The organism is Vibrio sp. J383, from assembly GCF_023503985.1.
Classification (GTDB): domain Bacteria; phylum Pseudomonadota; class Gammaproteobacteria; order Enterobacterales; family Vibrionaceae; genus Vibrio; species Vibrio splendidus.
In genome coordinates this window covers 295,949-321,470 of record NZ_CP097294.1, presented here as the reverse complement: position 1 = coordinate 321,470, position 25,522 = coordinate 295,949, and the positions used below count along the sequence as shown (strand labels likewise).

At 45.7% G+C, this 25,522-nt stretch carries 17 protein-coding genes; 13 read left to right on the top strand and 4 right to left on the bottom strand.

The window, feature by feature from the left end; all coding sequences use genetic code 11:
• Positions 1-158 precede the first annotated feature (158 nt).
• Complete coding sequence (lldD, locus tag M4S28_RS18005; RefSeq protein ID WP_010432610.1) at positions 159-1,298, bottom strand: FMN-dependent L-lactate dehydrogenase LldD; 1,140 nt, start codon at positions 1,296-1,298, stop codon at positions 159-161.
• A 321-nt stretch (positions 1,299-1,619) separates the two neighbouring features.
• Positions 1,620-3,326: an L-lactate permease gene (locus tag M4S28_RS18000; RefSeq protein WP_249633412.1), complete on the bottom strand. Its 1,707-nt coding sequence runs from the start codon at positions 3,324-3,326 to the stop codon at positions 1,620-1,622.
• A 247-nt stretch (positions 3,327-3,573) separates the two neighbouring features.
• Here M4S28_RS18000 and M4S28_RS17995 point away from each other — a divergent pair, with 247 nt between their 5' ends.
• A complete protein-coding gene (locus M4S28_RS17995) occupies positions 3,574-4,491 on the top strand; it encodes a LysR family transcriptional regulator (protein WP_017081288.1) in 918 nt (305 codons plus the stop codon).
• An 11-nt stretch (positions 4,492-4,502) separates the two neighbouring features.
• On the top strand, positions 4,503-6,563 hold the full coding sequence (locus tag M4S28_RS17990; RefSeq protein WP_249633411.1) for a prolyl oligopeptidase family serine peptidase: 2,061 nt from the start codon (positions 4,503-4,505) through the stop codon (positions 6,561-6,563).
• Here the strand turns inward: M4S28_RS17990 and M4S28_RS17985 are convergent.
• Entirely contained in the window at positions 6,560-6,808 is a 249-nt protein-coding gene (locus M4S28_RS17985) for a hypothetical protein (protein ID WP_249633410.1), read from the bottom strand. The two genes, M4S28_RS17990 and M4S28_RS17985, sit on opposite strands and share 4 nt — an antisense overlap.
• Positions 6,809-6,936: 128 nt before the next feature.
• On the opposite strand from M4S28_RS17985, the gene M4S28_RS17980 reads away from it, so the two are divergent.
• From M4S28_RS17980 to M4S28_RS17940, 9 genes are all read left to right on the top strand, one after another.
• Positions 6,937-8,226: a carbohydrate porin gene (locus tag M4S28_RS17980; protein ID WP_065607914.1), complete on the top strand. Its 1,290-nt coding sequence runs from the start codon at positions 6,937-6,939 to the stop codon at positions 8,224-8,226.
• 200 nt (positions 8,227-8,426) lie between these two features.
• Positions 8,427-10,445 (top strand): methyl-accepting chemotaxis protein, encoded by a 2,019-nt coding sequence (locus M4S28_RS17975; protein WP_249633409.1) that lies wholly within the window; start codon positions 8,427-8,429, stop codon positions 10,443-10,445.
• A 446-nt stretch (positions 10,446-10,891) separates the two neighbouring features.
• Positions 10,892-11,899: a LacI family DNA-binding transcriptional regulator gene (locus M4S28_RS17970; RefSeq protein ID WP_017075313.1), complete on the top strand. Its 1,008-nt coding sequence runs from the start codon at positions 10,892-10,894 to the stop codon at positions 11,897-11,899.
• Between the two features lie 18 nt (positions 11,900-11,917).
• The gene (locus M4S28_RS17965) at positions 11,918-13,165 is read left to right on the top strand and encodes an ABC transporter substrate-binding protein (RefSeq protein ID WP_004732786.1); all 1,248 of its coding nucleotides are present in this window, start codon (positions 11,918-11,920) and stop codon (positions 13,163-13,165) included.
• A 66-nt stretch (positions 13,166-13,231) separates the two neighbouring features.
• Positions 13,232-14,218 carry a carbohydrate ABC transporter permease gene (locus M4S28_RS17960; protein ID WP_009846152.1) on the top strand — a complete coding sequence of 329 codons (987 nt, stop codon included), beginning with the start codon at positions 13,232-13,234 and terminating at the stop codon, positions 14,216-14,218.
• Positions 14,219-14,264: 46 nt separating this feature from the next.
• A complete protein-coding gene (locus M4S28_RS17955) occupies positions 14,265-15,113 on the top strand; it encodes a carbohydrate ABC transporter permease (RefSeq protein ID WP_017077012.1) in 849 nt (282 codons plus the stop codon).
• 17 nt (positions 15,114-15,130) lie between these two features.
• On the top strand, positions 15,131-16,480 hold the full coding sequence (locus M4S28_RS17950; RefSeq protein ID WP_102512420.1) for a GH1 family beta-glucosidase: 1,350 nt from the start codon (positions 15,131-15,133) through the stop codon (positions 16,478-16,480).
• Entirely contained in the window at positions 16,480-17,571 is a 1,092-nt protein-coding gene (locus M4S28_RS17945; RefSeq protein WP_009846155.1) for an ABC transporter ATP-binding protein, read from the top strand. The genes M4S28_RS17950 and M4S28_RS17945 overlap by 1 nt, the downstream gene beginning before the upstream one ends.
• Positions 17,572-17,714: 143 nt before the next feature.
• Positions 17,715-20,129 (top strand): glycoside hydrolase family 94 protein, encoded by a 2,415-nt coding sequence (locus tag M4S28_RS17940; protein WP_249633408.1) that lies wholly within the window; start codon positions 17,715-17,717, stop codon positions 20,127-20,129.
• 128 nt (positions 20,130-20,257) lie between these two features.
• Here the strand turns inward: M4S28_RS17940 and M4S28_RS17935 are convergent, their stop codons facing one another.
• Positions 20,258-21,205, bottom strand: coding sequence for an aldose 1-epimerase (locus M4S28_RS17935; protein ID WP_249633407.1), 948 nt, complete (start codon positions 21,203-21,205; stop codon positions 20,258-20,260).
• Positions 21,206-21,269: 64 nt separating this feature from the next.
• Here M4S28_RS17935 and M4S28_RS17930 point away from each other — a divergent pair, with 64 nt between their 5' ends.
• Both M4S28_RS17930 and M4S28_RS17925 read left to right on the top strand, forming a co-directional pair.
• Complete coding sequence (locus tag M4S28_RS17930) at positions 21,270-24,368, top strand: GH116 family glycosyl hydrolase (protein WP_249633406.1); 3,099 nt, start codon at positions 21,270-21,272, stop codon at positions 24,366-24,368.
• 97 nt (positions 24,369-24,465) lie between these two features.
• Positions 24,466-25,479 (top strand): LacI family DNA-binding transcriptional regulator, encoded by a 1,014-nt coding sequence (locus tag M4S28_RS17925; RefSeq protein ID WP_004732795.1) that lies wholly within the window; start codon positions 24,466-24,468, stop codon positions 25,477-25,479.
• The last annotated feature ends 43 nt before the right edge of the window (positions 25,480-25,522 follow it).

The following is a 25,522-nucleotide window of genomic DNA, read 5'->3' as shown; positions in this document are numbered from 1 at the left end:
CGAAAGATCAACACGCCCTAGTTTTTATTTTATTTTCCAGTGCTTAAACGGTGTCACAACGGCAGTGGAATTGCTGTGACACCGATTGAACTTCAGTCTAAGTAGACCAAAGCATTAGTCTGAACCTGAATCTGAACCTAAATCAGAATCGTGGCCGCTTAATCTAGCCCTACCAAAGATTCGCGAGTTAAGTCTTTGATTGTCTTAGCGCCTGTTAATGTCATTGCAACGCGCATTTCTTTGTCATATAGGTCGAGTAGGTTCTCAACGCCTGCTTGTCCTTGCGCTGCTAACGCGTAAACGAAAGAGCGACCAAGCAAGGTACAGTCTGCGCCCATCGCCATCATACGAACCACATCTAAGCCAGTACGAATGCCAGAGTCGACCAGAATCTTAGTGTCGCCTTTTACTGCGTCTGCAATTGCAGGCAGTGCCTTAGCACTCGATAGAACACCATCCAGCTGACGACCGCCGTGGTTTGAAACTACGATACCGTCTGCACCAAATCTTACGGCGTCTTTTGCATCTTCTTCATCAAGAATGCCTTTGATGACCATCGGGCCGTCCCAGAAATCACGGATCCACTCTAGGTCTTTCCATGAGATCGATGGGTCGAAGTTGTCACCCAACCAACCGATGTAGTCTTCCAGTTTGGTTGGAGAACCTCGGTAAGTAGAGATATTGCCAAGGTCGTGCGGTTTACCAAGTAGGCCAACATCAACCGCCCAGCTAGGATGACGCATAGATTGGAATACACGACGTATTGCTGCATTTGGGCCACTCATTCCTGAGTGCATATCACGGTAGCGAGCACCGGGTACAGGCATATCCACCGTGAAGACCAGTGTTGTTACGCCTGCCGCTTTGGCACGTTCCAATACGTTTTTCATGAAGCCGCGATCTTTTAGTACGTAAAGTTGGAACCACATTGGGCGCTCAATCTTAGGTGCGACTTCTTCGATCGGGCATACCGATACGGTCGACATCGTAAAAGGGATGCCTTTGTTGTCAGCCGCTTTAGCCGCTTGTACTTCGCCACGTCGTGCGTACATGCCTGTTAGTCCAACTGGCGCTAATGCAATCGGCATCGCCAGCTTTTCGCCGAACAACTCGGTTTCCAAATTCAGATCTGACATGTCATTGAGGACACGCTGCTTAAGCGCGATCTCTGCAAGATCGGCCGTGTTGCGGCGTAGGGTATGTTCTCCGTAAGAACCGCCGTCAATGTAGTGAAAAAGAAACGGTGGTAATTTCGCTTTTGCTGCGGCGCGGTAATCAGTCGATGCGGATATGATCATAATTTCAGTCCTAAATTCTTGGGATGTTGCCCTTCTATGAGAGCTTGGCTTGGGCTGCTTTAATTCTTGAAAAAGTAAGTGTTTGTTGTTTCTTAATCGGTGAAGCAACTCATCGATAAATAAAATAACCAGTGAAGCAATTAATCTATGAAGCAAATAAACAGTGAAACAGTGAAACAGAGAAGCATAAAATGGCGTTAATACTCGGGGGTGTTGATGTGTTTTAGTATCCATTCCGAAACTCATCAACTGTCTTATTAGACGGTGTTGCAGTCGGGGAATTGAGTATTAACGCCAAGTGCTTTTGTAACGACTTATGGTTTACATAAGTGCGTCTGTCATTTTGAAGCCGTAGATAACCACTAGGCCGATGATTCCTGTCATCACCAAGTAGTAGAACGTTGGGATAATCGTTTTACGTAACGTTGCACCTTCACGTCCTAACAAGCCTACGGTTGCCGATGCGGCGACCACGTTGTGAATTGCAATCATGTTACCAGCTGCAGCGCCAACCGCTTGCAGAGCGACCATGACGGCACTTGAAATCGATAGCGTTTGTGCCACTTCGAACTGAAATTGGCTGAACATCATGTTTGATACGGTGTTCGAGCCCGCAATGAAGGCACCTAACGCACCAATGGTTGCGCTCAATGCTGGGAACGCGCCGCCAACTAGGTCAGCGGCAAAGTTTGCTGTCGTTACTGGCATACTGGCTAAATCAGCGCCGTTAACACCAGAGTTAATGAATATACGAACCATTGGGATGGTGAACACCAACACAAAACCAGCACCAATCAGTGTCTTGCTCGACTCACCAAAAGCTTTAGCCAGTGGTGTTGCGCTGCGTGATTGCATTAGAACAGCAACCAGTGCGACGAAGACCAAGATACCGCCAGGTAGATACAGAGGCTGAATCGCTGTGCTTACGCCTGTCTCGCCAAGGATGTTGCTGAAAGAAAGGCTAACGCTCTTAAGTAGGCCTTTGAACTCAGGGCTCACACGGCTAGCAACGAGAGTGACAGCGAGCAGCACGTAAGGTGCCCACGCCATCGCCATGCTCATTTTCTTATGACCTTGCTTACTGTTTGAATGAGTGTCATCTAGATCGATTTTCAAAGAGCCTAGCCATTCTGCTGGCCACTTATCTTCGCTTTCAAAATCCCATTTTGATTTAGGTACTAGGAAGCCGCGTTTTGCTGCTGTTACAACAATCGCAAGGCCAACCAAACCACCAATCAGTGATGGGAACTCAGCACCGAGGAAAACACCCGTTAGTGCGTAAGGAATGGTGAAAGCGGCACCTGCGAACAGTGCGAATGGCAGGATATCAAGACCTTCAGTCCAGCTTTTGTTCTTACCGAAGAAGCGAGTCAGCATCATCGCCATCAATACAGGAATCATCACACCAACGCAGGCGTGGATGATTGCAACACTTGATGTGATCTGTTGTAGGTAAGCATCCCATGTTGAACCATTGGCAACCAGGCTTTCACCGATGTTGTGCGTATCCAAACCTTTGTTTACGCCAACAATGATAGGTGTACCAACCGCGCCGAATGATACTGGCGTAGATTGAATCATCATGCCCATCAATACCGCAGCCAGCGCTGGGAAGCCGATAGCAACCAATAGTGGTGCAGCGATGGCTGCGGGTGTGCCGAAGCCGGATGCACCTTCAATGAATGAACCAAAGCACCAAGCGATGATGATCGCTTGTACACGACGGTCTGCTGAAATGTCAGTAAATCCGTTGCGGATGGTGGTGATAGCTCCGGTGTGTTTCAAAGTGTTTAATAAGAAGATGGCGCCAAACACAATCCAGAGAACCGACACGGTAATGCCGAAGCCTTGGAATACTGAAGCCAGCACGCGAGTGCTAGACATATCCCATGCGAATAGGGCGATAGCAACGGTTAATGCAAATGCCACTGGCATCGCTTTTTTTGCAGGCCAGTTAAGGCCAACCAGCAGAATCGCTGCAACAACTATTGGCGAAAAGGCCAATAATGCTAGTAGAGTTTCACTCATGGGTACTTCCTCGTACTTGTTTTCAAACGTTCATGTTTGAAGTGAATAACACGTCATTAGTTTTGTAGGTGTAATCTGAATCTCGAGGATTCAATTGTTGTAATTAGAGTCGCTTTATTTGTAACCGATGTGATTGCAAAAGCTGTTTTTGTAATTGTTTTGTTAATTTGGCGTGAATTTACCCCTTTATTTTTTATTGATATAGGGAAATAATGAAAATAATTAATTCCAAAATTGGCATAATCAAATGCGAGCAGACGATTTGATCCTGTTTTCACAGGTAGTAGAGCTGGGCAGTTTTAGTAAGGTGGCAGAGCAAAATAACCTTACAAATTCGGTAGTTAGTAAGAGAATTGCGCGTTTGGAAGAAGAGATTGGTGTGCAGCTATTATATCGAACCACGCGTAAATTGACGCTTACCGAGGCGGGTAAGGCAATGTTACACGGAGCCAAAAATGTGAAGCAGGCGGCTCAAGAGGCTATGGACGCAGTTTCAGGCTTTGGTGAAAATGTTAGTGGTCATATCAAAATGTCAGTGCCTACTATCTCCGGAGATTTGATTCTGGCAGACGCTGTGGCCGAGTTTTGTAATATGCACCCAGGTTTAACGGTCGATATGTCTCTTAACAATCGCTTTGTGGATCTGGTTGATGATGGCCTCGACTTAGTGATTCGAACTGGCTACTTGGAAGACTCCAGCTTAATTGCCCGTCATATCTTGGACTCTCAATGGGTGGTATGTGCTTCTCCGTCTTATATCGCCAAGAATGGTAAGCCGATGCAGCCCAAGGATTTGGTTGAGCATAATTGTCTGCAATACGCTTATCAAACAACGGGTGCCAGTGAGTGGCAATTTCTGCATAGCAAAGATGGCTTTACCGATAACGATAAATACATAGTGCGCGTCTCGGGCTCTTTTTCTACCGATAATGCGACCGCATTAAGAAAGGCGGCGTTGGGCGGTCATGGTGTTGCGTACGTGCCACGTTGTCTGGTGTATCACGACATTCGCAATGGTCAGCTGGTGGATATCTTCCCTGATTTAGTCGGCAAGAAGCTGGGTATTTATGCGGTGTACCCCTTTACGCGCCAGCCACCGAACAAGATTAAGTTATTGATTGAACACATCAGAACACGTTACCTGACGATTTCACATTATTTTTAATAAGGATCACGATGAGCTATTTAAAAGAGTATCAATATCCAGTCACCAACAAACAGATCGTCAGCGATGACTATTTTGATCACATAGTTGAAGACCCTTATCGCTGGTTAGAAGACGACAGAAGCGACGAAACCGCGCAGTGGGTGGCGAGCCAAAATGAGGTCACGTTCGATTACCTTGCTCAAATTCCGTATCGCGCTGAACTGCGAGAGCGATTAGCGAAAGCGCAAGACTACAAAAAGAGCTCGCAGCCGTTTGTTCGAGGTGAGTACACCTATTTCTATAAGAACGATGGCCTGCAGAATCACAGTATTCTCTATCGTCAGAAAGAAGGGCAACAAGAAGAAGTTTTCCTAGATCCGAACACTTTCTCGGAAGATGGTACTACATCACTGGGTTCGGTGTCGTTTTCTAAAGATTACAGCCTAGTGGCGTACAGTATTTCAGAGGGTGGTAGCGACTGGCGCAAGATTTTTGTTATCGATACCGAGACCAAACAGCAGCTCGAAGTCGAAATCACTGACGCGAAATTTACTGGCATCTCTTGGTTGGGTAATCGTGGCTTTTATTACTCTAGCTACGATAAGCCAGACGGTAGCCAGCTTTCTGCACGTACCGAACAGCACAAACTTTACTTCCATGAGTTGGGTACAGAGCAAGCTAGCGACAAAGTGGTTTTTGGTGAGAATAACGCCGAGCAGCACCGCTATGTGTCGGGTTACACCACCGAAGATGACCGTTACTTGATCATTCTAGGGCGAGAGTCGACATCGGGTAACAGACTGTTCTATATCGATTTAGGTTCAGAGAATCAATCGCTGAACACGCTGATTGATCATGTGGATAGCGATACTTACCTCATCGATAACCAAGATGAAGTCTTCATTTTATACACCAATCTCGATGCGCCTAATGGCAAGGTGGTGAGCTTTGATACTCGCAGTCAACAGTGGCTCGATATCATTCCTGAAAAGCCACAGCCGTTAGATATCAGCACGGGTGGTGGTTACTTGTTTGCCCACTACATGGTCGATGTGGTGTCTAAGATTGAGCAGTTGGATTACCAAGGCAATGTGGTTCGTGAAATCCACTTACCTGGTCTCGGAACGGCCAGCGGCTTAGGTGGCAAAAACGAGCAAACTCAGCTTCATTACACCTTTACCAACTATGTAACGCCGCCAACGATTTTCTCTTTTGATGTTGAATCTGGAAGCTCTGAAATCTACCAACGCTCTGAGTCTCCGTTTGAGTCGGATCAATTTGAGTCTAAACAAGTCTTCTATACCTCGAAGGATGGCACCAAGGTTCCGATGCTTATCTCTTATAAGAAGGGATTGGTGTTAGATGGCAATAATCCAACCATGTTGTACGCCTATGGTGGCTTTAACGTTAGCCTAACGCCTTCTTTCTCGGGCACGGTTGGCAGTTGGCTAGAACTGGGTGGCGTATATGCGGTGCCAAACCTGCGTGGCGGTGGTGAGTATGGTAAGGCGTGGCACAAAGCCGGAACTCAGCAGAAAAAGCAGAATGTCTTTGACGACTTCATTGCTGCTGCCGAGTTCTTAATTGAAGAAAACTATACCAGTAGCGATAAGTTGGCGATTCGCGGCGGTTCTAACGGAGGCTTGTTGGTAGGCGCTTGCATGACACAAAAGCCTGAGCTATTCCAAGTGGCTTTACCTGCTGTTGGTGTGCTGGACATGTTGCGTTACCACACATTCACGTCTGGCGAAGGTTGGGCGTACGACTATGGCACATCCACGCAAAACAAAGAGATGTTCGAATACCTGCTTGGTTATTCTCCGGTTCATAATGTGGTGCGCGGCACGGACTATCCTGCGACATTGGTGACGACTGCCGATCACGATGACCGCGTGGTACCGGCTCACTCTTATAAGTACATCTCAGAGCTGCAAGATAAGCATGAAGGCGGTGCGCCCGTGATGATTCGTATCGATGTTAATGCGGGCCATGGTGCTGGAATGCCGCTGAGTAAAGCGATCGATCTCACGGCTGATATCTACGCATTTACCCTGTTCAATATGGGAATAGAGTCCCTAGATTCAATCTAGAAAATACTTAATTTTAGATAACTGGGTATTTGACTCAGTCCAAAAAGCCTCAAAATCTGCCTTAGATTTTGAGGCTTTTCATATATATGAAAATCAATCAAATTCACATCCAATTCTCTTTGTTTTTCTACACCCTTTTCCGTGATAGCCGCCACCATTACTGATGAAATGAAAGCGATTTCAAGCTGATATTTTACGCATTTTTCACTATAACCTGTTGATCTAAAATCAGTAGTTTTAGTCATGGGTTTTCTAAAAGTTTCATGGCATTTAAGCTAATTTATCAGTGTGAACAGCGACCAACTTTTCAACTCTTTCATTGCTTAATATTTCCCTGTTCGATGAAAACTCAAAAAAATAATAGGGAAATACAATGCAAAAATTTAAGCTTTTGCCAATAACGGTCGCAGTGGCGGCATCGCTTGCTTCACTCTCTTCTTTTGCTGCTGATACTAATATCGAAGCATTAGAAAAACGAATCCAAGAGTTAGAATCTAAGGTTGTGGATATTGATTATGTCAACGATCAACAACCCGCGGTTTTAACGGCTGAAACTAAGGTGCCAGATGGCATCGTCTTCTCTGGTTATGCTCGTTACGGCGCTCACTACAAGAGCGGTGATGAGCGTTACGTAGACATCGGTACAACAGGTCGTTCTGTCGGTCGTTTGGGTAACGAAGCCAATGGTGGTGAGGTTCAGTTAGCTAAGCTTTTCCAAGCTGACAACGGTGCGATTTGGGACGTCGTATTCATGGCTGACCACTGGGAAGCAGACGCTTGGGCTGACGACGGCGGCCTGAGTATGAAAAAAATGTACGCAGGTGTAACTAACGTATTTGAAAGCCAACCAGAACTTTATATGTGGGCTGGTCGCGACTTCCATCAACGTCCGCAACAAGGTTTGAATGATTACTTCTGGATGACACACGATGGTCAAGGCGCTGGTTTTAACAACCTAGATTTCGGCGGCGCGAAGCTAGATATGGGCTTTGTAGGCCAAGTAAAAGGCGGCCTCGTAAATGACAACGGTCGATACGCAATTACTTCTAAACTTCACTCAATTAACGCGGGTATCGGTCAACTAGACCTATATGCAAACTATGGTTTTGCTTCAGATGAAGCAGACTCAGACGTAGCGGGTGATCCAAAAGTCAGTGATGAAACGGCATACCTAGTAGGTGCAACATTAGGCTTGGGTGAGTCTAACAAGTTGGTTGTTAAGTACGGTGACGGTGCCGATTCATCGGTATATGACCTTAAAGGTGATTACCAGACTTTGTATGCAAGTGTTGAGGGTAGCTACGCTGCATCTGAACAGTTCATCATTGATTACTTAGTGTCTTACAAAGACAATTCTGGCTCAGACTTAGATCGCGAGAATACTGAATACGCGGGTATCGTTCGTCCACAGTACCAATGGGATGATGTTCATTCTACTTGGTTAGAAGCAGGCTACGGCATGGTTGATTACGATGACGACGGTGAAGAGAATGCGTGGAAAGTAACTCTGTCTCAAAACGTTTCTCTAGGTGGCTTACCTTGGAGCCGTCCAATGCTTCGCTTCTACACAACCGTGGGTGATGTAGAAACGAAAGGCAACACAGTGAAGACAACCAATGTTGATACATTGTCGTTCGGCGCAATGTTTGAAGCTTGGTGGTAATCACAGGTATAGAAAGCGCTGCTCTTTGAATTCGGCATATTTTCAAGGAGCCATGCTTTCAAATATCTATGCTTGTTAAGAGCACGTAATACTGTCCATTTTAGCCCTAAAGGCAGATTGATTAGGGCACGTTTCAATTAACTCCATTCTTGGGCACATTTTATGTGCCCTTTTTTTCGCCACTAGATCAAGGAATAACGATGAGACTTTCTTCCATTGTGTCTCGAGTTTATTTAGGTTTCTTCACGCTGATCGTGATCATGCTGGGTAGCGCATGGTTGAGTATTAGCAGCAATAAGAACATAACCTCACACATCGAAACCATCACTCAACAAGCCACCCCTTTAATGCTCCAATCTTCCACGCTTACTATTCGTTTTTTGGATATTAATCGAAGCTCCATTCCTTATTTATCAGCGGATTATGTTGATGAGCTAGAGCCACTAAAGCAAGTCGTTGTGAATAACATCGAGCATTATCAGGAGCAATTGAATTGGTTTGAAGGCAAGAGCACGGCAGGGTCGTCTCTTGAATCCATACTCCAGAATATTGATGAAACGGGCGTTGCCACCATCAATAAGATAGAGCAGTCCTTGAACTTATACGTCTCTTATTTGGATAGTAAAGACCTCGGTTCGATGGAGCAGGCGCAATTTCAATCGGTAGTGGGCCAACTCAACAATACCTTGGTGAATCAACTGGCGAGCGCGAGCTCAGATGCAACGCAAAAAGCAGTAGAAGCATTACTGGTTCAATTGAGCTTGATTGCCGCAGAAGCGAATGAAGCTTTCTCTCTGCAAACGTCATCGGAGGTTCGTGGTGTTGAGCGTCGTCTACAAAGTCGTAAAGAGCGATTCGAACAAGCTGTATCAGACTTGGATAATCTGGACTCATCTTTGTTACGCCGCAGTAAACAGTCTTTATCACTGCTCGCTTCACATGTATTTTCAGCGCAAGGATCTGTGTCAACGCATATGGAAACCGTGAAGCTACATGAGAGCATTGCTCAGCAAAGAGTGGAGATCGAACAGCTCATTGATGTGCAGTTAAGCCATTTTGATGAGCTTTCTATGTACGCGGAAGATACGGCTAAACGTTTATATCACGAGTCGATGGACTTTTCTCATCAAGCACTGTTGATGCAGGCCATCATTGCTATTGGGTCGGTTTTTATTGCGCTGCTAATCGGGCTGAGCATCGCTAAAGGGATTCGCAAGCCAAGTAAATTACTGCAAAGTGCACTAGACCAAGTCGCCAAAAAAGACTTGAGCGTGATAGTTCAGTATCAAGCCAATAATGAATTTGGTTTGGTGAGCGATAAAGTCAATTTGGTGATCAGTCACCTGACCCAAATGATTGACAACATGCGCTACTCCTCAACACGTTTAAAGGAAGCTTCCCTTGAGAACCAAAGCACCAGTCGTTCTCTGAGTGAAGCGATGCAAGAACAAACCAATCAAACGGTGATGGTAGCGACAGCGATAGAACAAATTGAGTGCTCAGTGACGGAAATCACTCAAGCCGCGAATCAAACGCTAACGCTTGTGACCGAAGCGGTATCGAGTTCCAGTGACGGCCAGAAGACGATGGATAAAAGCGTCGAGTTGATGGGCAGCTTAGAAAATAAGCTGGCGGAATCAACGGCGACCATTGGTCAGCTTGAAAGTGAAAGCGCCAGTATTGGGTCCATTCTGGATGTGATATCTGGGATCTCTGAGCAAACCAATCTACTGGCGTTGAATGCGGCAATAGAAGCGGCGCGAGCTGGAGAACAAGGGCGTGGTTTCTCTGTGGTTGCGGATGAAGTTCGCGTGTTAGCAGCCAAAACCAATGCCTCGACGCAAGAGATACACAATAAGATTGAACAGCTGCAAACTAGCTCTAAACTGGCGGTTGAACAGATCAATCAGTGCATGGTGGGTATGGTTCAATGCGTAGAACAAACCGGCGAAGTGAATCAATCGATATCGACGGTGTCTGATCTTCTCAACGAAGTAGAGCAAAGAAGCCATCAAATTGCGACCGCGACGACAGAGCATCAAGTCGTTGCCTCTCAAGTCACTCAAAATATCAGCCAGATACACACCTTGGCTGAAGAAAACTCGCAGCGTTCTCAGGTACTCTTTTCCCATGGTCAGCAATTAGAAATCATGTCGCAACAGCAATTCTCACTGACTCAAGAGTTTAAGTTACCGAAGCCACCTGAAAATAAGGATTAGACATCTATTTGAGTTCTTAATGATTCCATGCCCAGCTTTTGCTGGGCATTTTTGTATCTAGTTTTTCTGATGGAAAGGCTTTGAGCTAAAAATCACCGTGAAATGTTCTCATACAATTTCGAAAGGCCATTGAAATAACAAGGTCACTTCCCCCGTGTATATTGCCGTCAGCTGCGGATTCATCATCAAATGACGTTTTCAAAAATGGATTTAGGCGAACTTGTTTGATCTGACGAACAAGTAATCGAGCGTCATCTTGATAATATGAACAATAATCTCATGAAACAGTTTCATGGCGTGAAGTTAATCTGTAAGCGCTTTCATGATTTCCACAACTGGCCTTTTTACCTCCAACTTTAGTGTGATGGCTCTCACTTCAACCAAGACGCCTTTCTTTAATAATCGTTTTGTAAGCGGTTACAAGCTAATGAAGTATCGAGGTTCGAGTGGCAACAATTAAACACGTATCAGAACATGCAGGTGTGTCTCAGGCGACAGTGTCTAGAGTCATTAATGGCACCAGTAGAGTCAGTCATGACAAGAAATTAAAGGTTGAAAAAGCGATCAAAGAATTGGGTTATCGCCCGAACTCTATCGCTCAAGCTTTGGCGTCAAGTCGTACCGGAAGTGTTGGTGTTGTTGTTCCAGAACTTGGTGGCTCGTTCTACTCAGGCATTTTGCATAGCATTGAAGAGAACCTACGCCGCTTTGGTTACCACGCTGTTGTTGCTGCGGGTTCAAACACTGAACAAGGGCAGCGCGAATCGGTGGAGTTTTTGTTGGGGCGTCGTGTAGATGCTTTGATTCTTCATACTCAACTGCTGAGTGATGACTATTTAATTGAATTGGAAGAACAGGGGACCCCTGTGGTTTTAATTAACCGCTTCATCCCAGAAATGGCGATGAGTTGCATTGATATTGATAACGAAGTCGGGGGGCTACTCGCTACCCAATATCTTTTGCAAAAGGGACATACAGATATCGCGTGTATTACCGGGCCTTTAGATAAAGCAGATGCTAGGGGGCGTTTGCAAGGTTATCGAAAGGCTTTGGAAGAAGCCGGTGTGCCATACGATGAAGCCTTAGTCTCTGAAGCGGGGTTTACCGAGGAGACGGGTATCAGTGCAATGAAAAAACTGATTAATCGTAAGTGTCATTTCACAGCAGTTTTTGCTTCGAATGATCATATGGCATTTGGCGCATTCGAAGTTCTACATCAAGAGGGATTGTCTGTTCCGAAGGACGTCTCACTGGTGGGCTTTGATAACACCATCTTCGCGCGCTATCTGACCCCTAGTTTGACCACCATTAATTTCCCCATTGAAGAGATGAGCATTGAAGCAGTACAGCTCACTCTACAAAAGCTAAAAAAAATAAAACATGACGTGAACTTTAAATTGCTGCCGACGTTGGTCACTAGAAACTCGGTATCGGATTTACCAGTTACCCTATAAAAATATTAAGGATAGAACATGAAATTTAAGACCTTAGCGCTTTCATGCGCGGTTGCTTTAGGATTAGGTACAACAGCTGCAAATGCAGCAGACAAAGAAATTCGTTTCGACGGTTTCCCTGATTTCGATAGCAGCCTGAAGGTATTACTGCCTGATTTCGAAAAGGAAACGGGGATTAAAGTTGATTACCTTATGAACAACCACGGTGACCACCACACGAAACTCACAACGAACCTTGCAACGGGTTCTGGTGCCGGTGATGTGATTGTTGTCGACGTTGAGAAAATTGGTCCATTTGTTGGATCTGGCGGCCTAGTTAACCTGTCTGAAAACTACGGTGCAGATAAATACGAAGAACGATTCGCACCATACGCATGGGCACAAGGTAAAGGCGCTGACGGCGACATGTACGGCATTCCTGTCGACCTAGGTCCAGGTGTTATGTACTACCGTACCGACGTATTCGAAAAAGCGGGCATTGATGTAGAAGAAGCAATCAAAGATTGGGATTCATACATCGCTGCTGGTGAAAAACTGAAAGAGCAAAACGTACAACTTATCGCTTCGGCAGCCGACGTGGCACAAGCGATTATCTTCACGACCGTTCCTGAAGGTGAAGGTCTGTACTTCGATAAAGATGGCAATCCAGTGGTGACATCAGAGCGTTTTGTTCACGCTTTTGAAGTAGCAAAAGAGATTCGCGACAAAGGCTTAGACGGCCGCATTTTGGCTTGGTCTAACGAATGGTACGAAGGCTTCCGCAACGGCACATTTGCAACTCAACTTTCTGGCGCTTGGCTTCTTGGTCACCTAAACAACTGGATTGCACCTGAAACTAAAGGCAAGTGGGCAGTAGAAAACCTACCTGATGGTATCTACGGCAGCTGGGGTGGTTCATTCCTTTCAATTCCAACTCAATCAGACAACCCAGATGAAGCTTGGGCGCTTATTGAATACATGACGACGGATCGTGAAGTACAGCTTAAACACTTCGAAACGATTGCTGCTTTCCCAGCGAACATCACCACGTATGACGATGAGCTTTTCCAAGAAGAGATGGAATTCCTAGGCGGACAAAAAGCCCGTCTTATTTTTGCTGAAGTGGCGCAAAACATCAAACCGGTCTCTCCAGCACAAGGCGACCACGTTGCACGTTCTATTATCTTAGAGAACGCATTGATGGAAGTACTTGATGAAGGTAAGGACATCAAGACTGCGCTTAAAGAGGCAGAGCGTCTAATCAAGCGTCGCACGCGTAATCTTTAATTTGTTTTTACTTTAAGTAAGTGAGGAAGCGTGGATAACGCGCTTCCTTTTTAAGAGGTCGTTACTATGAATCATACAGCGAGCACAACGATAGAACCTGCGGACAAAAGCCTTTTTTCTCGTCTAAATTTGAAAGCGCTTACACCGTATGGATTTCTTCTGCCGTTTCTGATCATTTTTTCTGTATTTGGGATCTTCCCGCTGTTGTTCTCTGTTTACCTGTCGTTCCACGAGTGGAACCCGGTAAGAGGCATGGATGCGATGGAGTTCGTTGGTTTTGAGAACTATCACATTGCTTTAACGGACCCATGGCTATGGCGTTCATTGAAGAACACGCTTTGGCTAGCGATCACTTCGGGCGTGGCTCAGCACTTAGTCGCTATTCCAGTGGCTTACATGTTGGTTTCAATGGGTGACCGTATGCGTCACTGGCTAACATCGGCGTACTTTCTACCGTTCATTACATCAACGGTCGCAGCGTCACTGATTTTCTTCAATATGTACTCTCCTAACTCAGGAATTATTAACCAAACGCTAATGGCACTAGCCGATAGCACGCTGTTTGGTTGGGCATTCGCTTGGGTTAACGATTTCCAACCCATCCGTTGGTTAGACGATGCCACTATGGTGAAGCCGTCTATCGCAATCATGGTTTTCTGGAAATACACCGGTTTTAACATCGTCCTTTACACCACAGGTTTAATGACGATTCCTAAAGACATCTTAGAAGCTGCTCGTATGGATGGTGCCAATGCCTTCCGCCGCTTCTGGAACATTTCACTACCAATGATTCGTCCATTCATCTTCTTTGCTATCACGATGACCATCATCGGTAACCTGCAAATGTTTGAAGAACCGTTCGTACTAACACGTGGTACAGGTGGTACTGGCCAATCTGGTTTAACTATCTCGATGTACCTCTACAAAGTGGGTTGGGAATGGCTAGAAATGGGCACAGCATCTGCTATCTCGTGGTTACTGTTTGCACTCATCGCGACTTGTACATTGGTTCAATTTTTACTCTTCGGTAAGAAAGGCTTAGGGGAACATTAAGATGTCGACATCAATTAAGACAAATACCTCACCACTAAGTGGACTGATGCCAAGCGAACGCAGCATGTACATTCTGACTAAGATCTTGATGGTCATGTTAGGCATCTTACTGGTTGTTTCAGCGCTGATTACCGTCTTTCCATTTGTATGGTCGGCACTGCTATCAACTCGTGACCGTTCTGAAATTTTCGGCACGGGCATTAGCTTTGCGATTGGCGATAGCCTGGCGATTAATTACGCCAAATTGCTTGAAATCATGCCGTTTTGGAAAGCGATGTTTAACTCGATTTACGTGGCTTTCTTAGGCACCACCATCTCGCTGCTGTTTTGTAGCATGGGTGGCTACGCGTTTGCTGTGTTTAAGTTCCGCGGTAAGAACGTGTTGTTCGGCATGCTGGTTGGCTCAATGGCGATTCCGCCTGTGCTTAGCTTGATCCCTTACTTCATGATCGTGAAATTCTTAGGCTTGCTGGATAACCACATGGCGGTATGGCTACCGTTCACCACCACACCATTTGGTATCTTTTTGATGCGTCAGCACGTGATTGCATCGATTCCAAAAGAGCTACTTGAAGCAGCGAAATTGGATGGTGCAGGTGAGTTCAGAACGTACTGGAGTGTGGTATTGCCACTGATGAAGCCTGCCTTAGCAACACTGGCTATCGTTCAGTTCGTTTTCTTCTGGAACATGTTTATGCAGCCTCTCGTGGTGCTAAATAACCCAGATAACTATGTTATTACGCAAGCACTTCGAAGTGTTCAAGGTATTCCGAATACGCCATGGGGCGCGGTAATGCTAGGTACAACAATTTCTATTTTACCGCTCGTGATTACTTACTTGTTCGCATCGAAACAGATGATCAGTGGTTTAACGTCCGGCGCAGTCAAAGGTTAGGTTTAAGGGTTATAACAATGAATAAATATCAACTTCCAAGTGATTCAAAGTTACGCAGTAAGGAATTTGTATTCGGTGTCGCGACATCTTCATACCAAATTGAAGGCGGCGTTGAAGAGGGCGGTCGTACACCGTCTATCTGGGACACTTTCTGCAAGACGCCGGGCAAGGTCGATAACGGCGACAATGGTGATGTGGCGTGTGACCACTACCACTTATGGAAACAAGATATCGAGATGATTCAAGGCTTAGGTGTTGATGCTTACCGCCTATCAATTGCATGGCCGCGTATCTTGCCGCAAGACGGTGTAGTGAACCAACAAGGCCTAGAGTTTTACGGTCAGATCATCGACGAGTGTCATGCTCGCGGTATGAAAGTGTATGTGACGCTTTATCACTGGGATCTTCCGCAATACCTTGAAGATAAGGGCGGGTGGCTAAACCGAGAAACGTCTTACAAATTCGCAGAATACGCAGAAGTGGTGAGTAAATACTTTGGTGACAATATCGATGTGTACACCACGCTGAATGAACCGTTTGTGTCTGCATTCCTAGGCTACCGCTGGGGCGAACACGCGCCAGGTATCAAGGGTGAAAAAGAGGGCTACCTAGCGTCTCACCATCTAATGTTGGCTCACGGTTTGGCAATGCCGATCCTTCGCAAGAATGCACCTCACGCGAAGCATGGTGTGGTATTCAACGCGACCCCGGCTTACCCGCTGACGCCACAAGATCAAGGGGCAGCAGATTACTGCGAAGCGGAGAACTACCACTGGTTCATCGACCCAGTATTGAAGGGCGAATACCCACAACTGGTCGTTGAGCGCCAAGCGATGAACATGCCGATGATCCTTGAAGGTGATTTAGACATCATCAGCGCACCTGTTGATTACATCGGTATTAACTACTACACACGCAATGTCGCTCGCTTCAACGAGAACGGCGATATTGAATCGGTAAAGCAAACTGAAGCTGAACACACTTACATTGGCTGGGAAATCAACCCACAAGGTCTAACCGACTTATTGGTAAGACTGGATGCTCGTTACGAAAACATGCCGCCTATCTACATCACAGAGAACGGTGCTGCAGGCAACGACGAGCGTGTCAACGGACAAGTGATGGATGACCAACGTGTTCGCTATTTCCAAGGTCATATCGAAGCGGTTCACAACGCGGTTGAAGCGGGTGTGAAAGTCGACGGTTACTTCGCTTGGAGCCTGATGGATAACTTTGAGTGGGCATTCGGCTACTGCCAGCGTTTTGGCATTGTCCATGTTGACTACACCACCCAAGAAAGAACATTGAAACAGAGCGCAATTGCGTACCGAAATATGCTGCTAGAGCGCGCTGAGGAGAACAGATAATGGCTAAAGTAGAATTTAAGAACATCAAAAAATCATTCGGTGATGTTGAAGTCGTCAAAGAGTTTGATTTTACGGTGGAAGACGGTGAGTTCGTGGTTTTCCTTGGCCCATCAGGCTGTGGTAAATCGACAACGCTACGCATGCTTGCGGGCCTTGAAAGCATCAGCTCTGGAGACATCGTCGTTGGCGGTAAGCTGATGAATAAAGTCGACGCTAAAGACCGTGATTTAGCGATGGTATTCCAAAGTTACGCACTGTACCCGCACATGACGGTGTACGAGAACATCGCATTTGCTCTTAAACTGAAGGGCATGCCAAAAGCAGAAATCGACGTAGAAGTGCTAAAAGCAGCGAAAATGCTAGAGCTTGACCCACTACTGAATCGTAAGCCTAAAGAACTTTCTGGTGGTCAGCGTCAACGTGTGGCAATGGGTCGTGCAATGGTTCGTACACCGAAGGTTTTCTTGTTCGATGAGCCGTTATCTAACCTAGATGCAAAACTTCGTGGCGTGATGCGTGAAGAGATCAAACACCTACACCGTGAACTAAAAACCACAACTATCTACGTAACCCACGATCAGATCGAAGCGATGACTCTGGCGGATCGCATCGTGATCCTGAAAGACGGTTATGTTGCTCAAGTCGGTACACCAACCGAGGTGTTCCAGCGTCCGGCAAACAAGTTTGTCGCGCAATTCATTGGTAACCCGTCAATGAACATGTTGGAAGCAAAACTGATTGAAAAAGAAGGCGAGTACTTCGTTGAAATCGGCGATGTTCATATCCCACTGCCTGAGCGCTTTAAGTCTCTGGCGTCGAAGAACCTAGCGCTGCATTTTGGTGTTCGTCCAACAGACATTCACCTACGTGCCGAGCAAGTTGACCACGACCGCGTGCTGCCATTCCCTGTGAAAATCAAAGACAAGGAATTACTGGGCGCAAGCATTCTTCTGAAAACAGAAATTGGCGGTCAGCCGTTGATGGTTGAAACCCAAGCGGCTGAAGTGGATGTAAAAGATCTGACGCTTTACTTGGATTTGGATGCTTTCCACTTGTTCGATGCTCTGAGTGAGAACTCGCTAGCGAGCTAGTTAATTTGCAAGAGTCAGTTGATTCGCAAGGGCGAGTGAGAGAAGCCTGACTCAAACGGCCAAGTCAGTCATTGAACTGACACCAACCAACTTACGACAAATTGTTTTGGCTCCTCCTGATTTGGGAGGGGCTAGGGATAGTGATGATGAAATTCGGATATTTTGACGATAAAAACAAAGAATACGTAGCAACCACACCGTGTACACCGATCAAATGGTGTAACTATGTCGGCACATTAGATTTCGGTGGCATTGTTGATAGCAACGGTGGCGTTCTGTTGTGTAAGGGCGATCCTGCACTTAACCGTATCACTAAGTACATTGCTCAACTGCCAAACTCAGATTTCAAAGGTTCGACAATGTACCTCAAGGTGCGTGATGAAGCGGGCAATGTAGAAGTATTCTCACCGTTCTACACACCCACTCTGAAGCCGCTCGATAAGTTTGAAAATCACACCGGTTTGTCATACACCACCATCATTGCAGAAGCCTTTGGTGTGCGTTGTGAAGCGACCTTCTTTGTACCAAAAGCTGACCAAGTACTGCTACAAGACATCAAAGTCACCAACATTTCAGACAAAGCACTGCACGTTGATGTGGTGCCTGTTTACGAATTCACGCACTTCGATGCGCTTAAGCAGCTACTCAATGCGGACTGGGTTCCACAAACCATGACGCTGAAAGCACACCAGCAAGAATCGGGTCATACCGTGCTTGAGCAGTATGCTTTCATGAAGCGCGATTACGCGGTGAACCTGATGACAGCGGATCGCCCTGCGACGTCTTTTGATGGTGATCGCCAATCGTTCCTAGGGAATTTGGGCTACGGCACATGGGCAGCACCAGAAGCACTAAACAATGATGAATTAGGCAATACTGAGTGTTTGCGTGGCGACAACATTGGTGCACTTAACCTGCGCCTAGGTTGGTTATCTCCAGAGCAGACAGAACGTACGATTGTACAAATCGCGCAAGAACAGAGCCTAGAAGCTGCACTTCCTTTGCTGGCTAAATATCGTGACCATCAAGTGGTCGATTCTGCTTTCGCTGAACTGGCTGAACATTGGGATGGTTACCTACAAGCGGTTCAGGTTGAAACGCCAGATCCGGCAATGAACTCAATGCTTAACGTACATAACCCACGTCAGTGTCACACAACCAAAAACTGGTCTCGTTACCTGTCTCTGTACCAGCTTGGTTATGGGGCTCGTGGCATCGGTTTCCGTGATTCTTCGCAAGATACTTTAGGCGTAATTACTCACATGCCGGAAGAGGCGCGTGAGTTTATCGAGCGTCTGTTGTCTGTGCAAAACACCAACGGTTCTGCGATGCACCAGTTCTTCCCATCAACCATGGAAGCGAACGCGGGTGACTCGCGAGAAGAAGAAGATCGCCCTGATTATTACGGAGATGATCACCTGTGGATCATATACGCGGTGACGCAATATGTGAAAGAAACGGGCAATGCAGACTTCTTGAATAAAGATATTCCGTTCTATCAAAAAGACAAAGCGGGCAACCCAGTCGAAACGGGAACGGTTTGGAACCACCTGTGCCGCGCGATTGAGTTTACCTACACCAATACTGGTGAGCACGGCCTACCGCTGTTAGGTTTCGCTGACTGGAATGACACGGTGAACCTACCAACAGGTGCTGAGTCAATGATGGTTGCCAATATGTACGGCAAAGCACTGCTCGATATGTTGGACCTATGTGAGTTGCGCGGCGAAGCGAAACTGACGGCTAAATTCAAAGACCAATATCAGCAGATGCAGAGTACGGTCAATGAATGTGGTTGGGATGGCGAATGGTTTGTTCGTTATTTCGATGAGCAAGGTTTGCCAATTGGTTCGCATAAAAACGAGCAAGGTCAGATCTACACTAATGGTCAAAGCTGGCCTGTGATCTCTGGTTTCGCGACTCAAGAACGTGCGACTCAGGCGCTAGACTCGGTTTACAACAAACTAAACACTACCAATGGCATCAAGCTTTCAACACCGGGTTACAACGGCTTTGATCCTCAGCTAGGCGGTGTTTCAACTTACCCACCAGGTGCGAAAGAGAACGGCGGTATCTTTTTGCATTCAAACCCATGGGTGATGATCGCAGAAGCGAAAATGGGCAACGGTGAGCGTGCTTACGAGTACTACCGTCAAATCAACCCGGCTTCTAAGAACGATGACATCGATACCTTTGAATCTGAACCTTACTGCTACCCACAAAATATTCTGGGTGACGAGCACAAACAGTTCGGTTTAGGACGTAATGCATGGCTTTCAGGTACTTCATCCTGGACTTACGTGGCGGGTACGCAGTGGATTCTGGGTGTTCGCCCTGAAGTGGATGGCTTGCTGGTGGACCCATGTATTCCTGCTGAGTGGCCTGAATTCAAAGTCCGTCGTCAGTTCCGTGGTGCGACGTATCATATTCATGTCACGAACCCGAATAACGTGTGTAAGGGTGTGGTGGAGATGAAGGTGAATGGTGACCTGATTTCAGGTAACAAAGCGCCAGTGTTTAACTCTGGTGAGCACACCATCGAGGTGATTTTAGGTTAACAAAGAGAAGGGCGCTTTATGCGCCCTTTATTGCTTCTTTCGTTTGGTTTTCTAGTTTGGCTCTTTCGTTAGCAATGCGTTCTCTGGGGGCTGATTTCGCATTCAGCGGCTGTTTTACTTTGCTTGCCTTAGTTGGGTTGATAGTTGGCTTGGCATTGCCAAGTAAAGGTTTGAGATTGGTTCGGGCTAAGTGTCAATAAGCCCATCTGGTTATTGAAGGCATCAGCGGGGCAAGTCATTGGTTCTATTGCAATACTTTGCTCGCTAGTTGGCGTGTACAGCTGAACGAATGGGTAGCTTTCATCTTGTTGGTAGCGAATAGCGGCAGAGGAATCTGAGCGCGTAAACGCAAGTTGATTGGTTGTCTTGGAATCAAATTCAAAGCAATGATTTAAGCTTTGATTGGTGAGTGAATCGTCCAAAGACAAACGGTCAAAAGCGTGCTTTTCACCATTGGGTAGGTCGTTTTCGTGTATGACCTCAGAGCAAGGCGACATAGCGAGTCCACATTGTGCTAGCTCAGTGCCGAGTGAAAAGTAAGGGTGCCAAGCATCACCGAATGGGAAGGCTGAATCACCAAGATTAGAAACGGTCGTTGAGGAAGTGAGTTTACCCATGATATCGATAGTGAAGGTGACTTCAAGGTTGAAAGCAAACGGGAAAGCAGGATGCAAAGACGACGTTTGATATTGCAACGTCACACTGGCGGATTCTTCAGTGGCTACGCTGTTTGTGATTGAAAAAGGTTGGTTGTAGAGCAGGCCGTGTACGGCGTGATCAGACCAAGGAAAGTTAGCTGGGAGTTGATGGTTTTGGTTATCGAAACTGTAACGACCTAAGTTTAAACGGTTTGGAAAAGGGAATAATTTAGCACTGCGGGAAAAGAACGGATGTTGGTTGATCAGTTCATCATAATTCTGATAACCAAAAATAAAAGAGAATGGACTGTTATTTACGATATACTTATTAATAACAGCGCCAAATCCATTGATTATTTGAAGTTCTATACCATGTTGGTGGTTTATTAATGTGACAGAGTCAATATTTCCAAATTTTTCATTTATAATTTTAAACATGTTGATGTCTCCATTTTTAAAAGATATTAACAAGAAGAAAAAAATATTCAATGGCGGTTTTAAAATGAATAATAAAATTCCATATACGAGCTACTCAGGAAATTCAGAACACTTGTGTAAAAAAGGTGATGCAGTTGAATTTGTTCAACCTTGGTACACGCCAATTTCGACTACACCAGAAAATACCGGTATGGCAGTCGGCGGAATTGGTAACACATTTACACTCACACCAAACGGCAACACGCCTAACTTCAGCTTTATTCCGGGAATCTTTGTCGATTGTTCAGAGCAAGTTATTAATTTTAATGATTTTTATGCGTCAGTGATGAATGTGCCAACCATCGACACGCTGCAAGTTTTTAATGAACAAGAGCTAAGCGTTCACCTGAATTTCTATCCTGCTTTGTTTGATGGCAAAAAGATTGAAAGTAGAGAAATGTCGAATGCGATTAGTCTCATTCAAGCAGCATTAAAAAATGGGCGATTCTACCAAGAAAATAAAGCTAACTTTACAAAATGGAACGTTGAATTTTCAAATAAGACTCAATTGTTGATTGAAGAAGATTCAGGTTCAACTATTTGTCAATTATATGTAGCCTTAGATTTCTTTAATGGTTTATTAATAAATGATACAACGAGATTATTATCACTCACTGCGGGTGATAATAATGATATGGATAGTCTCAATGGCTGTGATATAGATAGTGTTAATGGCAGGGATATAGAATATCAAGCTTTATATCCACTGGCTGAATATAAATACAGTAGCTTCGACGATATTAATATAAAGCGTAAAGTAGTCTCTCCGATCGTTAAAGAGAACAAACGCCTGTGTTCTTTACCGATGCACTGGAATCACTTCGAATTAACCAATAATTCATCGCAACCACGCGTGATTACGCTTGCTCAGCCGCTTCAAAACTTGATTGGCTCAACCTACCAAAAAGGCCGTGATGGTATTCAGGATTCGGCATGTACCTTGTCTCAAAATCCGATTGCTCAGCAGCATGAAGTGGTTAACTTAAAGGGTGAAAGACACAGCTTTACGGGTGTTCAATTGTCTAGCCAATCGCCTTATCAAAGCGATATTGAAGGCGAAGTGGTGTTTGGTGTTCAAGCGGATAACCATTTGACTGAATCTGGTAAGGTTTCGATTTCTGTCAAACCAACGCTTTATACCTCTAAGACAGCTCAGCAAACAGAGTTCGCACTGAAAACAGGCCGTACCAACGCGGAATTCCAAACAGGAATTTACACGGGGCGTGAAGCATTGAGCGCATTGGTGGTGGTTCAGGTTGAATTGGAACCTGGCGAGTCTGTTGACCTGCGTTTTGCACAGGTGATGGCTCACAGCAAAGTCATGCTTAATGGTTGGCACTCAGATAAGGCTTACACGCAATTCTACCCGCAAGTAAAGCCTGCATTACCTATGTTAGAAGACATGTTGCCTAAGCTCGAAACCATTGAGCAGCAGATCGTCGAACAACAAACAACTTTCCTAGAGCAAGCTCAAAACAAGATCTCGCAGCCTGAATCGGCACTTCGCTATGCAACGATGGCGATGAACTCATTGTCCTTCCTCGCGGAATCAACGGTATGGGATAAAGAAGATAAATTCTTGGTTAAAGAGTGTGTCGACTACCCATTCTTTAACTCTCTGGATGTGTATTTCTACGGCTCGTTCTCGTTGCTTTATTTATTGCCTGAGCTTGATGGCTGTGTGATGAAAGCGTTCTCGAAAGCTATTTTGGCGGAAGACTTTACCGAGCGCCGATACTGGGAATACGAAGCGACGCCCAATGCCGAATTGATTGATGACAAGTACCAAGGTGTGCGCGCTATTCGAGGTGCGGTAATCCACGATTTGGGCAGCCCATTTGACATTCAGCCAGATGCTTACAGTTGGCACAATGTGAAAGAGTGGAAGGACTTAGCGCCGAAATACATTCTGATGGTGTACCGCCATTACCAAAACACCCAAGATCTCTCTGTGGTTAATGAGTGCTGGCAAGCGGTAACTGAAAGCATCGATTTCTTATCGAATTTGATCGCTGAGGGTGATGATTTGCCGTTAACCCGTGGAACAGACGATACCTTTGATAACCTAGCTTCTCACGGCATCTCTATTTATTGTGCGAGCCTGTGGGTTGCTGGCTTGCAAGCGGCGAGTGAACTTGCACAATTGATGGGTGAAAGCGAGCTAGCTAGCGGTTACTTAACGCGTTCTAGAAAGGCGTTAGCCACGGTTGAGCAAAGCTTGTGGGATGACAAAGAGGGTTACTACCATTTCTTCGTGACGCCAGTTCAAGCCAAGCATTTAACAGGTGAAGGCTATCAAGCTCTGGAAACCTTAGGGCTTTCATTGACTGGCGATGCGATTGCTGACAAGAACACGCTCAATACCTATCTCAATGAAACGGATACCTCCATTAGCATCAGTAAGGTATCTCAAAGAGTCTCTAAGAAACGCTTGCTGAGTGAGACGGCGCCACAAGCCTTTACTCAAGAATACTTAGATTTAGTGCCAGATTCTGACAACAGTTTTGGTGATGCCTTGTTGGCCGACAGCTACCTAAAGCTCATCGGCTTAGACGGTATTTTCCCGCAAGAGAACATCCAACGCGCATTGGACTATGTTTATAAGCACAACTTCGAAATTAATAGTCCTAAGTTGGGTGTTGCGAATATGACGTTAGCCGACGGTTCACCGCATGAGGCATTTCAGGCTCAAGATGTGTGGATTGGTGTGCAGTTTAGTGTCGCAACGGCGTTGAGTCTGGCAGGTAAAAACCAGCAAGCAGAAACATTGATGGATACCGTGTATACCGCACTCTATGACTATTCAAAAATTCCATTTGCAGCGCCAGAAGGGTTCAATTGCTCTGTGTCTGTCAATGAGAAAGATCTTATGGAAGCCTTTAAGTTGACACAAAATGATGCGAAAAACTGGCTAAGTGTACTTAAATGTCAAAACTGTGTGCTGTCTGACGGTCGTATCAATCCAACATTGACGAAAGATACTGATAATTTTGTTAAAATGGTGGGTGGTGAAATTCCGTTAGAAAAGCTGGCAGGCTTACACAAATGGTTACTGAGTACTGGCTTGAAATATACGGCTGGTCGCTACTTTAGACCGGGGATGATCTTCGCCTACATGTATTAACTTAATGACACGAGTTTTAACGAAAGCAGTGGTATGCAGGTAGAAACTGATGGGGAGCTTTTGGGCTCCTCAAATGTCACTTGATTAGGGATTCGAGATGCGCACTAAAACAAAAAAAACAACAGTATACGATGTAGCAAGACTGGCTGGCGTTTCTCCCAGCACCGTGTCTCGCTTCCTTAATCGAACCACTTATGTGTCTGACGATAAAAGCCAAAATATTGAGCAAGCGATTAAAGACACGGGCTACAAACCTAATTTTCAAATGCAAGAAAACACCAACCGACGTTCACTCACCATTGGTGTGTTGGTGCAACACCCTGACAGCCCTTATACCAGTCGTATTCTCAATGACATGGAGAAAACACTGATCGCTCAAGGCTATTCGTTAGTGATCGCGACAGGGCATTGGCAGAAAAAGTTAGAAATGCACGCGTTGGAGTATCTCGCAAAAAGCAACGTGGATGGCATGATCATCGTGACAGGAAGCATTACTCAGGAAGAGATTGCCAAGTATGCACAAGACATTCCTATCGTGATGGTTGGCTACGATTTTGTTGAGAATAACGTCCGCTCCATCAACATTGATAACGTGTTGGGCGGCTACATGGCAACCTTACATTTACTGCAACAAGGGCATGTGAATATTGCTCATATTAAGGGGCTTTCAAGTCAACCTGATTCGGGGAATCGCTTTGAAGGCTATAAGAAAGCACTTCAAGAGGCGGGCATAAAAGTGATGCCAAAACTCGTTAAACAAGGTGATTTCAGTAGTGAATCTGGCTACGAGAAAACGGTGGAGTTGATTGAATCTAAGGTTCACTTCTCCGCCTTGTTTGCTGCTAATGACCAAACGGCTTACGGGGCGATTAAGGCGCTGTCTGACCACGGTTATAAAGTGCCAGAAGATGTGTCTGTGATTGGGTTTGATGACTTGCCGACGTCTAAGTATTTCACGCCAGCCCTGACGACGCTGAGACAGCCGATTGAAGAGATTGGTGAAGTGTGTGCTCAGTCGATCTTGAACTTGTTATCTGGCGAGCGGCATGAAGCTCGACTGCCACCGATTGATCTAATCGTCAGAGAGTCGACCAAGTCATTGTATCGTTAATTTCAAGACAAGCATCAGGTGGTGTGCCTGTGATGATTCGTAT